The sequence below is a fragment of the Brevibacillus sp. genome (assembly GCF_003521185.1).
Classification (GTDB): domain Bacteria; phylum Bacillota; class Bacilli; order Brevibacillales; family Brevibacillaceae; genus Brevibacillus; species Brevibacillus parabrevis.
The window spans coordinates 1-14,865 of record NZ_DOTK01000076.1 but is presented as its reverse complement, the minus strand read 5'-3'; the positions used below and the strand labels follow the sequence as shown (position 1 = coordinate 14,865).

The 14,865-nt window shown below is 51.9% G+C and carries 12 protein-coding genes; all 12 read left to right on the top strand.

Annotated elements, in window-relative coordinates; translation table 11 throughout:
• Window positions 1-9 precede the first annotated feature (9 nt).
• Window positions 10-1,236, top strand: coding sequence for a glycosyltransferase family protein (locus DEP07_RS22045; protein ID WP_274874743.1), 1,227 nt, complete (start codon window positions 10-12; stop codon window positions 1,234-1,236).
• The gene (locus tag DEP07_RS22040) at window positions 1,233-2,861 is read left to right on the top strand and encodes a glycosyltransferase family protein (RefSeq protein WP_274874744.1); all 1,629 of its coding nucleotides are present in this window, start codon (window positions 1,233-1,235) and stop codon (window positions 2,859-2,861) included. Before DEP07_RS22045 ends, DEP07_RS22040 begins: the two co-directional genes overlap by 4 nt.
• A 226-nt stretch (window positions 2,862-3,087) precedes the next feature.
• Window positions 3,088-4,734 (top strand): AraC family transcriptional regulator, encoded by a 1,647-nt coding sequence (locus DEP07_RS22035; protein WP_122962211.1) that lies wholly within the window; start codon window positions 3,088-3,090, stop codon window positions 4,732-4,734.
• A 111-nt stretch (window positions 4,735-4,845) separates the two neighbouring features.
• Window positions 4,846-5,853, top strand: a complete 1,008-nt coding sequence (locus DEP07_RS22030) for an iron-hydroxamate ABC transporter substrate-binding protein (protein WP_217023397.1) — start codon at window positions 4,846-4,848, stop codon at window positions 5,851-5,853.
• A 20-nt stretch (window positions 5,854-5,873) separates the two neighbouring features.
• A complete protein-coding gene (locus tag DEP07_RS22025; protein ID WP_122962213.1) occupies window positions 5,874-6,881 on the top strand; it encodes a FecCD family ABC transporter permease in 1,008 nt (335 codons plus the stop codon).
• Window positions 6,874-7,893, top strand: a complete 1,020-nt coding sequence (locus DEP07_RS22020) for a FecCD family ABC transporter permease (protein ID WP_274874746.1) — start codon at window positions 6,874-6,876, stop codon at window positions 7,891-7,893. The genes DEP07_RS22025 and DEP07_RS22020 overlap by 8 nt, the downstream gene beginning before the upstream one ends.
• A gap of 101 nt (window positions 7,894-7,994) precedes the next feature.
• Window positions 7,995-8,561 carry a nitroreductase family protein gene (locus DEP07_RS22015; RefSeq protein WP_173600148.1) on the top strand — a complete coding sequence of 189 codons (567 nt, stop codon included), beginning with the start codon at window positions 7,995-7,997 and terminating at the stop codon, window positions 8,559-8,561.
• Window positions 8,562-8,849: 288 nt separating this feature from the next.
• The gene (locus tag DEP07_RS22010; RefSeq protein ID WP_173597936.1) at window positions 8,850-10,076 is read left to right on the top strand and encodes an MFS transporter; all 1,227 of its coding nucleotides are present in this window, start codon (window positions 8,850-8,852) and stop codon (window positions 10,074-10,076) included.
• Between the two features lie 67 nt (window positions 10,077-10,143).
• Window positions 10,144-10,545, top strand: a complete 402-nt coding sequence (locus DEP07_RS22005; RefSeq protein ID WP_063229115.1) for an MmcQ/YjbR family DNA-binding protein — start codon at window positions 10,144-10,146, stop codon at window positions 10,543-10,545.
• Between the two features lie 45 nt (window positions 10,546-10,590).
• Window positions 10,591-11,973 carry a sigma-54 interaction domain-containing protein gene (locus DEP07_RS22000; RefSeq protein ID WP_122962216.1) on the top strand — a complete coding sequence of 461 codons (1,383 nt, stop codon included), beginning with the start codon at window positions 10,591-10,593 and terminating at the stop codon, window positions 11,971-11,973.
• A gap of 387 nt (window positions 11,974-12,360) precedes the next feature.
• Window positions 12,361-13,743 carry a GntP family permease gene (locus tag DEP07_RS21995; protein WP_122962217.1) on the top strand — a complete coding sequence of 461 codons (1,383 nt, stop codon included), beginning with the start codon at window positions 12,361-12,363 and terminating at the stop codon, window positions 13,741-13,743.
• 78 nt (window positions 13,744-13,821) lie between these two features.
• A complete protein-coding gene (locus DEP07_RS21990; protein WP_122962218.1) occupies window positions 13,822-14,607 on the top strand; it encodes a 3-hydroxybutyrate dehydrogenase in 786 nt (261 codons plus the stop codon).
• The last annotated feature ends 258 nt before the right edge of the window (window positions 14,608-14,865 follow it).

Here is a 14,865-nt window from a genome sequence, read left to right as displayed (position 1 = left end):
GGTGAGAAAATGCGAGTATTGTTCTTGGAAAGCCACCCCATGTGGATTCACGGGCTGCCAAACGGATTTCGCGATTCAGGACACGATGTGATGATTTCAGGGCCGTTGACGGAGCAAAACATTCCCGAGATGCTCGGGGAGTTTCAGCCAGATTTGGTGATCGCCATCGGCTGGGGGCCTGAGCAAACGGCTGTCAAACTGGACTGGATTAATCGGTATGTGCATGAGGCGAATGTTCCGCTCATTTACTGGGCGACAGAAGACCCTACGTTTACAGAGAGCTTTACGATGCCGCTGATTCAAAGGGTGCAACCTGACTTTGTCTTTACGATTTGCTCCGAGCGGGTAGATTATTACGCACAACGAGGGATCAAGGCGGCACACATGGATTTTGGATTCCATTCCAGCATTCATTGTCCCGTTCCGGCAGAGGATGCGTATCGTACATCGATCGCCGTTGTTGCCAATGCGTATCCGCACGTCTTCAAGCAGCATGCTGACCATTTTCGGCTGGTGTCGCTGTTTACGCTCATTCGTCCGCTGCTTCATGCCAACATGCGCATCGACTTTTACGGCCGCGACTGGGACAAAATGAAACCATATCTGGGGCTGGACATCCCGCAAGAGTGGATTCACGGTTATTTGTCTTACCCGGATGCCCACAAGGTGTACAGCTCGGCAGACATCGTCATTGGCCTGCAAAACTACGAGACGCAGCTGACACAGCGGACGTATGAGATTTTGGGATCGGGAGGCTTCCTTGTTACACAGGATACACTGGCAGTCCGCAGCATGTTCACGTCAGGAAAAGACCTGCTCGCGGCTTTCACATCTCACGAGACGCGGCAAATCATCGAGCACTATTTGCAGCATCCGGAGGAACGCAAACAAATTCAGGAGCAAGGAAGACGGGCTGTTCGCCATGCGTCCTATCAACACCGCGCAGATTACATGGTGCAGGTGCTGCAAGCGCAAGGAATTTTGTCCACCGATAGCGAGACTGCGACTGGACCAGGCGAGCTGATCTCCTACCCGGAGCGAATCCGGCAACGCTATGAAGTGCACGACGTCCGCCGGGGAGATACGCTCTGGAAAATTGCCCAAACCTACGGGGTGACGATCGAACACATCATGAAGGAGAACGGGCTTACTTCCTATGATATTTACATCGACCAATACTTGAAAATCAGGGAGCGCAGCCGCGAAGCAAACGAAAGCGGCGGAGGGAGCACATGAGAATTTTGTTTCTGGAAAAAAATCAGGCGCTCCTTCACGGATTGCCGCACGGTTTTTGCGATGCCGGACATCAAGTGATGATTTCCGGGCTGTTGACGGAGTCCAATCTGCCTGCGCTGCTCCAGCGCTTCCAACCGGATTTCATCATGATGACAGGCTGGGGGCCAGAGCTGACTCCCACGCAGCAAGCGTATGCGGGCGAGCAAGCCAAAAAGGCGCGAGTACCTCTGATTTACTGGGCAGAGCAAGATCCTGCTTTCTTGGATATGTGGTCACTGCCTGTAGCTTTGCGGATGCAGGCAGATTTTGTTTTTACCGTCTCGCCAGAAAGTGTTCCGAGCTACGAAGCGGCTGGAATCCGGGCGGCGCATATGGATGTTGGCTACGACCCCAAGTGGTATGGCCCAGGCGAAAGCCCAACCCCTGACGAATCGCGCACACCTGTGGCAGTTGTATTTTCTCCGTTTCCTTATATGTATCGGCATCAGTGGGGCCATGAGCTCGCTGACGCTTTGCATACGCTCATCTGGCCTCTGCTTGCGAAGGGCATCCCGGCTCGCTTTTATGGAAAAGAGTGGGGGCAGATGCAGCCGTTTTTTGGCTGGAGCATTCCGCAGAACGGGACGATGTCTAAGCCAAGTCCTCTGGAAGCAAGACGGGTCTATCAGGAAGCGGACATCGTGATCGAATTGCAATCGTCCGAACAGCATATTTCGCAACGCATGCTGGAAGCCGCAGCGTGTGGCAGTTTGTTGCTCGCGCGCGAAGCTTCCGGTTTAAGGCGGATTTTTACTCCCGGCCATGATATGCTGGCATCTTCGTCTCCGCTACAGACAGCAGAATTGCTTTCATATTATATGGAAAAAAGCGGCGAGCGAAGGGAACTTCAGGCACAGGCGATGCGGACGGTTCAAGCCCATACGTACGAACAGCGCGCCCAATCTATCATACGCACGCTTGTAGAGGAAGGGATTGTCGCTAACGACAGGACAGCATCTATGCAGCGAGAAGAAAAGTTCTTGCGGCTGGGCCAGCCGATTTGCAGCAGCGACACGGTGCATGCGGTCAAGCCAGGAGAGAGTTTGTGGGGAATTGCCCAGACTTACGGGATAAGTATCGAGAGGCTGCGCGAGGCGAACCGACTCGTCTCTGATCTGATCCAGATCGGCCAGTTTTTGCGCATTCCGCAGCGAATCGCAGAAGATGACGAGCAGTGCAGGCGAGTGAAAAGGTGGCTGGACAAAGCAGCGCGCCTGTTTCAACTCGATCCGTGTCTGCTCTACGGAATCGCCTATGCAGAGTCCGATTTCGGCCAAAATGCGGGCATGAGTACAGCAGGAGCGTTCGGAATCATGCAGCTCAAGCAGAAGACAGCGCAAGGGCTGGGCGTGGATCGGAACGATCCGTGGCAAAACATCGTAGGCGGAGCCATGTACATCAAGGAGCTGTTGCATGAATTTGCAGGCGATCTGCCCATGGCTTTAGGGGCGTACAACTGGGGGAAAAACCACGTTCGGATGGCCGCTCAGCAAGTGGACAAACAGTGGCTGTTGCTGGCTCCCGAAGAAACGCAGCACTACGTCGCCAAAATAGTAAAATACATGAGCGAAGCGGGCAGCGTATGACAAGGCCCGCAGGTGCATGATACAGCGTCAGAAAGCCCGGCTTTGTGGAGGTGGGGCTTTTTTGGCGCTGTTGGCGCTGCTAATAATTGAAGATAGGAAGAGATGGATGAGTTTGATATACTTTTAGCACAGAAATGAGAATTGTTATCAAAAAACCAATCGATCCATTTGTTTGTACATAGAGAGCCGTGAAGAAATATTCTGCAAGACTGAAGGTGTGACCAAGATGAATGACAGACAAGCGATGTTCCAGGAGTTTACCGAGCATGTGATGGCCGATGTCATGTTCAAGCTCCGCGATATTGCCTGGATAAAAGGAGACGAGCATGAACGTCTGCGCCAACAGTTTACAAATTCACACATATTGCTGATCGTAACCGGCGGGAGAGGTCGTTTGCGATTGGAAAATGTCGAGCATCAGTTGCGTCAGGATGCGATTTATATATGCCCCCCGATGAGCACGTTCGGGATCGATCCAGACTCGGTTGACGAATTGCAGATGTACGTCATGCGCTTCGACGCGTTTAGCGAGTCCAAGCAGAGAAGGAGACGTCTTCGCGTATTGCGGGAAGAGCACGAGTTTCCATTAATGGGGGAAGTATCTGTCCGCTCCGCGGGGCAGCTTGTGCTGTACTGCGATTCGATTGCAGAGCTATGGCAGCAGGCAGGCGGGATCGACCGTTTTCGCAGCCAGACCATGTTTCAAGAAATGTGGTACCACATCGTGAAGAACGTCGACTTCACGGCACAAGATTCAGCTACGGCGCTGGAACGAGCACGTGCCTATATGGAAGAGCATTACTCGCAAAATATCACGATTGAGCAGCTCGCCCGGATTGCCGAAGTCAGCCCGAAATACTTCGTGGATTTGTACAAGAAAACATACGGTGTATCCGCGATGGATTACGTCACGGAGCTGCGCATTAGCCGGGCGAAGCAGCTCATGGCGCAATCCCACGTAAAGCTGCGTGAAATCGCTCACCAGGTAGGATACAACGACGAGTTTTACTTCAGCCGCAAATTCAAAAAAGAGGTGGGAGTTTCGCCTACCTTTTATATGAAAAGCCGCCAGCGCAAAATCGCCGCCTATCGCGCCCCGATCATTGGGCAGATGCTGGCATTGAAAATGATGCCGTTCGCAGCTCCACTGCATCCGAAATGGACGGCCTATTACTACCAAAACTACCGAAACGACATCCCCGTCCATCTGAGCGCGTTTCGCCAGAATGAAAACTGGAAGGCAAACATCGAAATGCTGCAAGAAGCCAAGCCCGATGTAATCATTTCGCTGGACAAGGCCAATGAACAGGAGACCGAGCAGCTTGCTCGCATTGCGCCAACTTTGTTCGTGCCATACGAAGCGCAAGGATGGAGAGAGCAGTTGCTGATGATCGGCGATTTTTTGGGAGAGTCGGTGGAGGCCAGACACTGGCTGGCTGCCTATGACGAGAAAATGGCCAGAGGACGGGAAGGGCTGCGAAAAACGCTTGAGGAAGAAACGTTTCTCATTTTGCGCGTGTTCAAAAATGAGCTGACTGTGCACTGCAATCGCAGCATGAACGAGGTTTTTTACAAAGGGCTGCAAGTGAAGCCGGCTTTTGTTACGACAGAGGATGTTTACGATCAGACCGTATCGCTTGCCGATGTGGCTGCGCTTAATCCTGACAGGGTGCTGATGCTCGTTTGCCAGGAAGCCGAGACTTTGGAAACCTTCAAACAGTTGAAGCTGTCTGCGCAGTGGCGGGATTTGAAAGCGGTGCGAAACAACCGGGCGTACCTGATTACTTCCGATCCGTGGCGAGAGTATTCAGCCCTTGCCCATAATCGGGTTCTTGACCAATGCTTGCGTCTATTTTCAGGAGATCGTCCATGACGATTCTGGATATCGTCCATGGTCGCGGATAAGCAGATGCATTATAATCACGAATGATAATCGTTATCAATAAAGATCATATACAAACATATGAGAGGGGCTTTTCAAGTAATGAAAAAGGTATATCTGGGTCTTAGCATCGCCATGCTGGCAATTGCACTGACTGCGTGCGGCGGCAACCAGGCTGCAAACTCCACAGCCACGAACAACAGCACCACACCTGCTGCGACTACGACAACAGCGGAAAAACCTGCTGAAGAGGGTGCCAAACAAGAGACACGCACGATCAAATACCTCGATAAAGAATACACTGTCCCAAGCAAAGTAGAACGGATCGCTATCACAGGCAGCATGGAGTCCATGGAAGATGCGCTCGTGCTCGGCGTAAAACCGGTTGGGGCCATTTCCATCGGTGGCAAGTTCCCTGAGATGTTTGCTCCGATCACCGGAGAAGCAAAATCCACTGGCGAGAAAATCCAGCTGAACCTGGAAAGCATCGTGTCCATGAAACCAGAAGTCATTCTGGGCAGCAGCAAGTTCCCGCCTGAAACTTTTGAGAAATTGACCAAGATCACTACAGCGTTCCCGGTTTCCCACATTTCCACCAACTGGGAAGCAAACCTGCTCTTGCTGGGTGAATTGACTGGCAAACAAGCTGAGGCTCAAAAAGTGATCGACGACTACAAAAAAGAAGTCGAGGCAGCAAAAACTCAATTGGGTGAGGGCCTGAAAGACAAGAAAGTGGTAGCAATCCGTTTGCGCCAAGGTAGTATCAACATTTATCCGGAAAAAGTGTTCTTCAACCCATCTCTCTACTCTGAATTGGGTTTCACAGCACCAGCAGAAGTAAAAGCAGCGAAGGCGCAAGAAGTGGTTTCGCTGGAGAAATTCAGCGAAATGAACCCGGATTACATTTTCGTCCAATTCTCTGCGGATGAGAACAAAGACAATCCAAAAGCACTGGAAGATTTGGAAAACAACCCGATCTGGAAGAGCATCAACGCTGTGAAAAACGGCAAAGTATTCGTAAACGTGGTTGATCCGCTCGCACAAGGCGGAACAGCTTGGAGTAAAGTACACTTCCTGAAAGCTGCTGTTGAAAAATTGTCTGCCAAGTAATAGTAGGCGAGGTTAATCGCATGCAATCAAAAAAAGCAGTACCTATCCTCATACTTGCGATTTCGCCCGTAGCGATTGCGCTAGTGATCGTGTTGTCTATTCTGTACGGGGCTAAGCAGATTGACGCATACACCGTCTATCAAGCTCTCTTCCAGTTTGACGAAGGGAATGTGAATCATCAAATCATTATGCATTCCCGTTTGCCACGAGTGTTGGGCGCACTCATGATCGGAGCGTTTTTGGCAATATCAGGAGCATTGATGCAGGGGATGACGAGGAACTACCTCGCGTCCCCCTCTATTATGGGGGTATCCGACGGTTCGGCCTTTGCCATTACCCTGTGCATGGTGCTGATGCCTGCTTCGTCGAATACGACAATGATTTTCATGTCGTTGGCTGGTTCGGCGCTGGCAGTTGTGATGGTACTCGGATTGTCCAGGCTGTTGCCCAATGGATTTTCGCCTGTCGCTTTGGCGGTAATCGGGACGATTACGGGAACGTTTTTGAGCGGTGTCTCTGCGGCTATCGCTTCTTATTTTCAAGTCTCGCAAAATGTAAGCTTCTGGTATAACGCGCGGTTGCATCAGCTTGAACCGGGGCTGATTTGGCTGGCGGTTCCTTTTGCTGTCGTCGGCATTATCATGGCTCTGTTCTTGTCCAAGTCCATTACGATTTTGTCGTTGGGGGAGGAAATCTCGCTCAGTCTGGGACAAAAGACGGTCTTGGTCAAAGTGCTGGCAACGACGGCTGTCGTTATTCTTACAGGCATTTCGGTAGCATTAGCCGGAAAAATCGGATTTGTCGGGCTGATTATTCCCCATATGACCCGTTTCCTGGTCGGCCTGGACTATCGCTGGATTGTTCCGTGCGCAGGCGTGATGGGAGCCGTTTTCCTTGGCTTGTCTGACGTCTTCAGCCGCTTCATGAACAGTCCGTTTGAGACGCCAATTGGAGTTGTTACCGCATTTATCGGTGTGCCGTTCTTCCTCTATCTGATTTACAAGAGAGGGGGAGGCAAGCATGCGTGATAACAGAAGCAGATTTCGTCTGGTTCTGACAGTCAATATAATCCTGATTGTACTGGCAATTTACATTAGCATCACAAACGGCGTGTTCGACATGTCCGTGATGGATGTGGTTCGCACTTTGTTGCGGCTCGGGTCGTCTCCTGAGCAGGACCTCGTTATTTTTGAATTTCGGTTGCCGCGGATTGTCATTGCAGCGTTGGTCGGCTATGGCTTGGGTGTTGCAGGTGCTGTCATTCAAGGCATTACCCGCAATGGTCTGGCTGATCCGGGGATTTTGGGGATCAACGCCGGGGCAGGTGCGTCTGTCGTGGCATTCATGTTTTTCTTCCAGGGACAGTTTACGGATGCCAGTTGGTTCTCCATCATGGCAATGCCGCTGTTTGGTCTGGCCGGGGGCTTGTTGGCCGCCGCGTTGATTTACATGTTTGCCTGGCGCAACGGAACACTTGACCCGCAAAGGCTGATCCTGGTCGGGATCGCGATCGGATCAGGGCTGGGAGCAGTAGCTTTGTACTTGTCGCTGAAAATGAACCCGAACGATTTTGAAATGGCTACTGTCTGGCTGACCGGAAGCATCTGGAACGCCAACTGGACGCATATTACCGGAATGCTCCCCTGGTTGATCCTGCTTGTTCCTGTCTTGTTGCGCAAAGGGCATATTCTCGACTTGATGCAGCTAAACGAGGAATCGGTGAAAAGCCTTGGGGTGTCGGTGGAAAAAGAACGCAATCGGCTCTTGCTGTCCAGTATCGGGATCGTAAGCGCATGCGTTTCCGTTTCCGGCAGCATCGGTTTTGTCGGTCTGATGGCTCCGCATATAGCCAAGCGCCTGACGGGTATTGCTCACAGACATGTTTTGCCGCTATCCGGCACAATCGGGATGCTGATGGTGATTGCGGCGGACTTTATCGCCAAGACCGTATTCACTCCGGTTGAACTGCCGGTTGGCATTGTCATCTCGATCATCGGGGTGCCGTATTTCTTCTATCTGCTTAGCAGAGCCAAAAAATAGAGAAAAGCAGTCCATTTGGATAGAGTCAGGAGGAGGGCGCCACTTTGAGCAAGGGGCGCTCCTCTGATTTTGGGAGAGAAAGCAAAAAGGGAGGAACGAAAATGGAACTGGCAAAATTGATCAGAGAACGCCGCTCGATTCACCGTTTTGAAAATCGCGAGGTAGACCCGGCTCTGGTGGCCGAGCTGTTGGATACAGCGGTCTGGGCGCCTAACTACCATATGACCCAGCCGTGGCGTTTTATTGTGACGCATGGCGAAGGCCGCAGAAGAATCGCGGAAGCGGTGCGGATCATGAAGGAAAAACGCGAAGTGGACCCTGCCAAAAAGAAAGAAGTAGGGGAAAAGTTCTACAACAAAATCATGGCGATTCCGATGCTGATGACAGTTATTATGAAGGAAAGCCCCAACCTGATCGAGCGTCAGGATGATTTCGCGTCCACCAGCATCGTCATCCACAATTTCAGCTTGCTGGCGTGGGAAAAAGGCATCGGTCTGACCTGGGAGACTTACCCTTGGATTCACGAGCCGGAATTTCGTGAGGCGATGGGCATTGCTCCGGGAGAAAAAGTGTTGGGTAACCTGCACATCGGCTATCCGGCAGCGATTCCAAGCCCGCAGCCGCGCGTTCCGGCAGCCGAGCGGATCACGTTTGTGGATAAAGCGTAGCGCAGGACAAGAGGGGAACATTTTTTCTTGTCAGGCAGTTACTTTTTGTGGTACTCTTGGGACACTCTACAAGAAAGGGTGACCATCAAGCCAATGATTTACTAACTCCTGTTTCCACAAAAACAATCGGATAAGACGATGCGTTTTTTGGATGGGAGTAGTATGTGTGCATATTGGCAAATGGATGGTAGAGCCTTTGATGTTTCTTTGCAGAGGGTTTCTATGTCTTTTTGACGATGATATGCTGTGCCTCCTGTCCAGATCGCAAATGGATAAGGAGGCTTTTTTATGTCAAATATGCTTAAAAATCGGTACGTCAGGGCGATTTTGTTGTCGGGCTTGTTCTTGCAAATCGGGATATGGGTACGCAATTTTGCCATACTGCTGTATGTCATGGACCATACCGGAGGCGATCCGTTCGCCGTTTCCATGATTTCTGTCGCGGAATACGCGCCGATCTTTCTGTTTTCTTTTCTCGCGGGAACGTTTGCTGACCGTTGGCGGCCGAAACGAACGATGGTCTGGTGCGATGTGCTCAGTGCCTTGTCCGTGATTGCCGTACTGGTCACGTTTGTCTTCGGAACGTGGAAGGCGATCTTTTTCGCAACGCTGATCTCGGCCGTGCTCTCGCAGTTTTCCCAACCATCGGGCATGAAGCTGTTCAAGCTGCACGTTCCGGCGGAGCAGATGCAAGCGGGGATGTCCGCCTATCAAACGCTTTTTGCCATCTTTATGGTTCTGGGGCCAATCTTGGGTACATTTGTGTTCCAGCAATGGGGGATGGAAGTGTCCATGCTGATTACGGCCGTTGCTTTTCTGGCTTCTGCCGGGGTGCTGTACATGCTGCCGCCTGATCGGGTGGAAGAGGGAGAAAGGCAGGAATCTGCCTTGCTGGAAGAGATGGCGAGCGGGATTCGCTATGTGCTCAGAAGTCGCGTGTTGTCCTTGTTGGGCATCTGTTTCATGGCAGCGGGGCTAGGTATAGGAATGGTGCAGCCTCTGGCGATATTCCTGGTGACCGAACAGCTCCAGCTGCCTAAGGAGAGCCTGCAATGGCTGTTGATGGTTCAAGGTGTGGGCATGATTGTAGGAGGGGCGCTGACGATGGCGCTGGCGAAAAATGTGCCTCCGCAAAGGCTGCTCGTTCTCGGAATGCTGGGCAATGCCGTTGCCCTTGGCGTATGCGGAGTGTCTACTCACTTGTGGCTGACGCTGCTCGCCCAGCTTTTGGCCGGATTGCTGTTGCCGTGCATTCAGATCGGGATCAATACGATGCTGCTCAAATATACGGAAAGCTCCTTTATCGGACGGGTAAACGGCATTTTGACCCCGCTGTTTACAGGTTCCATGGTGATCATGATGAGCGTGGCAGGGGTGCTGAAGCTGCATCTTTCCCTCATGCTTGTGTATGAAATCGCGGCGATTCTGTTTTTGATTGGCCTGAGCTTTATACTGCCGCTGTATCGCGTAAAAGAAGGAAAGCCGATGCCAAGCGCAGAACAGATTGGATCATGAGGAAACAGCCGTAACGTCGGAAAAGCGGCAAGGAAAATTGGTGATAGAGGATGGGGGTTGCGATCAGATGACGCATGAGCGGATTACGTCCAAGGAAGGGCTGGAAATGGAAGCGGCGGTCAGGGAGCTTGCGATCCGCTGGCCTGAAGTGACGGAAAAGGTCGATGGCTTCGGGCATACGTCGTTTCGGGTAAGCGACAAGCCGTTTGTCATTATGGGAGAGGGGGGCGCAGAAGGCCCCGCCCTCTCCTTCAAAGTGCTCAAGACGACACAAGAGCTGTTGCTCGCCCAGGAGCACTTTTACAAGACGCCGTATATCGGTCACCACGGCTGGGTTTCCATTCGCGCCCAAAACGTTGCGGATTACAGCCTGCTTGCGGACTATTTGCTGGAGGGTTACTTGTGTGCAGCTCCCAAGCGTTTGGCAAAACAAATGCAGGCGCAGCTTCCATCGCTCATGGAATCATGAGGAGCTGTCATTCAAGCGATCTACCAGACAAAGGGGGAGCCCCAGTTGGATTGGAATCTCCAACAAATCAGCAAGTTGCTTGAGGTCGTCTTCGAGAATGCCCATGAGCCGATGATCGTGACGGACAGGGACGGCAAAATCCTTTTGATGAACCGGAGCTATCGGGAATTTTTGAACGTGCAGGATGTCATCGGCAAACCCGTTACAGATGTGATCGAAAATACGCGGATGCACATTGTCGGCCAGGCAGGTGTAGCGGAGATTGCGGATATCCAGCAAATCAAGGGACAAAAGATGATCGCCCACCGCATTCCGATCATGGACGAGGGCAACGTGATCGCTGTACTCGGAACGGTGCTGTTTCAGGATGTGCAGGAGCTGACTGCCCTGGCTGCGATGGTCGATCAGCTGAAGGACGAGCTGACTTACTATAAGAAAGAACTGCGGCGCAGGATGGGGGCGACCTATCATTTTGACCAGATCGTCGGATACAGCCAAAAGCTGCAGGAACTGAAAAAATTTGCCCAAAAGGTGGCGACCAGCGATTCGACGGTATTGATTACCGGGGAGAGCGGGACAGGCAAGGAGCTGTTTGCCCACGCGATTCACGCGCAGAGCAAACGGAAGATGGGGCCGTTCATTCGCGTGAACTGCGCGGCGATCCCGGATACTTTGCTGGAATCGGAGCTGTTTGGCTATGAAGAAGGAGCGTTCACCGGAGCGGTTCGCCGCGGGAAAAAGGGCAAGTTCGAGCTGGCCAATCACGGGACGATTCTGCTCGATGAGATCGGGGATATGCCGCTGCCTTTGCAGGCTAAGCTTTTGCGCGTTTTGCAGGAAAAGGAAGTGGAGCGGGTTGGCGCTGTCCGGACGACGCCAATCGACGTGCGGGTGATTGCTTCCACGAACCTCGATCTGTTGCAGAGCATCAAGGAAGGGAAGTTCCGCGCCGACCTTTACTACCGTCTGAACGTAGTCACCTTGTCGATCCCTCCGCTGAGAGAGCGGCTGGAAGATTTGCCGGAGCTGGTATCCAACCTGCTCAAGCAACTGGGCGAGTCTACAGGCATCACGGTCAAAGTGATCGACGAAGAGGTCTGGAATGTGCTGCGGGGCTATGCTTGGCCGGGGAACGTTCGCGAGCTGCGGAATGTGCTGGAGAGAGCATTGCATCTGATGGAGGACGATGTGCTGAAAAAAGAGCACATTTGGCTGCCGGCATCGGACGAGACGGCAGTTGTTCCTGTGGCGGATGCGCCGTTCAGAGAGCTTATGCCTTTAAAGCAGCTCATGGAACAGACGGAGCAGGAGGCGCTTGCGCTTGCGATGCAGCAAACGGGCGGAAACAAGCTGGAGGCAGCCAAGTTGCTGCAAATCAGCAAGTCCAGCTTTTATGAAAAGTGGGAGAAGTATTCCCAACGGAAATAATGGATGCGTACTGAAAGCCGGGACAGGGCGACAAGGCCGAGTTCCCGGCTATTATTTTTGCCAGATTCCGCGTTTCCGGAATAGAAAAAAGGAGAAAGGTGTCGACGGCAGAAGGTTTTGACATTTTGCCGGAGCTGTTTTTGGCTAGTTTTTTGCTAGATTCCAAAAAAGCGGACGCATAATTCCGGAAATCCGGAAATTTTGCAAGCGCTATCATTCGGGTGTCGGTGCCCGGTGACTACAAAGTGGCGCGAATGCTGGATTTGTCGAAAAAGTGACAGAGTTGGCACGATCCATGCAATTCAGAAACGGTTGTAAGCGGTTTCTTTTGCGGTGATTATAAACACTGCGCCTCCAAGCTGGAGGGCAATCTGAAAGGAGAATCCTATGATCATTGAAGTGTTGTCTATCGTGATCGCGCTCGGCCTTTTGATGTTTTTTGCGTACCGGGGCTACCCTGTTATCGTCTTTGCCCCGATCTTTACGCTGCTCGCGGTCGTTTTGTCGGGAATCGCGCTTCTGCCAAGCTATACGGAAACGTTCATGACCAATGCAGCAAACTATGTGAAATCATTTTTCCCTATTTTCCTGCTGGGTGCCATTTTCGGAAAAGTCATGGAGTTGAGTGGAGCAGCTTCGTCGATCGCCCATACGATCGTGAAGGCGCTGGGCTCCAACCGTGCGATTTTGGCTGTCGTGCTGGCATGTTCGATTTTGACGTATGGCGGGGTTTCGCTGTTCGTCGTTGCTTTTGCTGTCTACCCGTTTGCCGCGGCGATTTTCCGTGAAGCGAACATCCCAAAACGTCTGATCCCGGGAACGATTGCACTCGGTGCATTCACGTACACAATGGATGCTTTGCCGGGTACACCGCAAATTCAGAACATCATTCCTACTACTTATTTTGGTACAGACGCTTATGCGGCTCCGGTCGTCGGCATTATCGGAGCGATTATCGTATTCGTCGGAGGGATGGCGTGGCTGGAGCGGAGACGCAAGCAAGCCGCAGCCGCCGGAGAAGGTTACGGCGAGGGGCATTCGAATGAACCAGAGCTGTTGAAAACCGAGTCCTACATGAACATCTGGGTAGCGATTTTGCCGTTGGCGCTTGTCCTTGTCGGCAATTACTTGTTCAGCCGGGGCATCTGGACAGTGGAGGGCTGGTATGATGCCACCATGCTCAAAGACTCGTTCAAAATCGAAAAAGTGAAAAACGTCGTGTCGTCCTGGGCGTTGATCATTTCCCTTAGCCTGGGGATTCTCGCAGCGCTGCTCATCAACGTCAAGCAGGTGAAAAACAAGCTGGCGAGCGGACTGACTGCTGCTGCGATGGGAGCTTTGCTGGCGATTTTCAATACCGCGTCCGAAGTAGGTTTTGGTAACGTCGTCAAAACATTGCCTGGCTTCAAGCTGATCCAAGGCTGGATTTTGGGGGCAAGCGATCATCCGCTGGTGTCCGAAGCCGTAGCCGTAAACGTGTTGGCAGGCGTGACCGGTTCCGCTTCTGGCGGGATGTCGATTGCGCTGGAGGTCATGGGCAAGCAATACCTGGAGATGGCCAATGCTGCTGGAATCAGTCCTGAGCTGTTGCACCGGATTGCTTCGATGGCTTCTGGGGGGATGGATACGCTGCCGCACAACGGAGCAGTCATTACCCTGCTGGCTATCACTGGCTTGACACATCGTCAGTCGTACAAGGACATTTTTGCGATCACCGTATTGAAAACAGCCGCTGTCTTTCTGTTGGCTTTCGCGGTATCGATTTTCTAGATTGGCTTGGCAAGTCATTTGCAACATAGCAGCCCGCCTTGAACGGGAAGAGAGAGTGTTTTGGAGAGGAGCAGGAGTATGGAGAAACTGTTGAATAATCAAGTGGCTTTGGTGACAGGCGCAGCGAGCGGGATCGGGCTGGAGATCGCGAGGACGTTCGCTTCTGAGGGTGCAAAAGTCATGCTGCTGGATTTGAATCGGGACGCTGCCGAGCAAGCAGCGCTCCAGTTGCAAAACGAAGGCTACGAGGCTGTGAGCGTGAGTGCCGACGTGACGAACGAGGAGCAGATGCAGCAAAGTATCCAGCAAGCTGTGCAGACATTCGGCAAGCTCGATATTTTGGTGAACAATGCAGGGCTTCAGTTCGTTTCGCCTATTGAAGGCTTTCCTACCGCCAAGTTCGAGCAAATGATCAGAATCATGCTGACGGCCCCTTTCATCGCCATCAAGCATGCATTTCCGATCATGAAACAGCAAGGGTATGGACGGATCATCAACATGGCGTCGATCAATGGCCTGATCGGTTTTGCAGGCAAGGCCGCTTACAACAGTGCCAAGCACGGGGTGATCGGTTTGACCAAAGTAGCAGCGCTTGAAGGGGCAGCAGATGGGGTTACGGTCAATGCCATCTGCCCAGGTTATGTCGATACGCCGCTAGTTCAGAACCAATTGGCTGATCTGGCCAAAACGCGGAATGTGCCATTGGAAAAAGTCATGGAGGAAGTCATTTATCCGCTCGTTCCGCAAAAGCGGCTGCTGCAAGTGCAGGAGGTGGCGGACTACGCTGCATTTTTGGCGAGCAAGAGAGCGCAAGGCATTACAGGGCAAGCAGTCGTCATCGATGGTGGATATACGGCGCAGTAAGCTCCATATAGAGAAGAGAAAGGGTAGCGGGGCCTCTTGTTTAGAGGGGCCCTTTTTGATTTGTACAAAGGTTTTTTTAAAAACTAGAAAAAAACCTTGTATTCTATTTTTAGATGTGATAGATTATTCCTTGTCGCCAAGAACGACGACAAAACACGAGAAAAGAAAACAAGATTCAACAAAAAACTTCTTGACTCGCAAACAACGAACGTGATAAGATATGAAGCGTTCGACAAAAAATGCTCTTTGAAAACTGAA

Coding starts and splice junctions, on each gene's coding strand:
- DEP07_RS22005 (WP_063229115.1), top strand. CDS start 10,144: ATGACGCATGAGCGGATTACGTCCAAGGAAGGGCTGGAAATGGAAGCG.
- DEP07_RS21995 (WP_122962217.1), top strand. CDS start 12,361: ATGATCATTGAAGTGTTGTCTATCGTGATCGCGCTCGGCCTTTTGATG.
- DEP07_RS22040 (WP_274874744.1), top strand. CDS start 1,233: ATGAGAATTTTGTTTCTGGAAAAAAATCAGGCGCTCCTTCACGGATTG.
- DEP07_RS21990 (WP_122962218.1), top strand. CDS start 13,822: ATGGAGAAACTGTTGAATAATCAAGTGGCTTTGGTGACAGGCGCAGCG.
- DEP07_RS22030 (WP_217023397.1), top strand. CDS start 4,846: ATGAAAAAGGTATATCTGGGTCTTAGCATCGCCATGCTGGCAATTGCA.
- DEP07_RS22025 (WP_122962213.1), top strand. CDS start 5,874: ATGCAATCAAAAAAAGCAGTACCTATCCTCATACTTGCGATTTCGCCC.
- DEP07_RS22015 (WP_173600148.1), top strand. CDS start 7,995: ATGGAACTGGCAAAATTGATCAGAGAACGCCGCTCGATTCACCGTTTT.
- DEP07_RS22045 (WP_274874743.1), top strand. CDS start 10: ATGCGAGTATTGTTCTTGGAAAGCCACCCCATGTGGATTCACGGGCTG.
- DEP07_RS22035 (WP_122962211.1), top strand. CDS start 3,088: ATGAATGACAGACAAGCGATGTTCCAGGAGTTTACCGAGCATGTGATG.
- DEP07_RS22020 (WP_274874746.1), top strand. CDS start 6,874: ATGCGTGATAACAGAAGCAGATTTCGTCTGGTTCTGACAGTCAATATA.
- DEP07_RS22010 (WP_173597936.1), top strand. CDS start 8,850: ATGTCAAATATGCTTAAAAATCGGTACGTCAGGGCGATTTTGTTGTCG.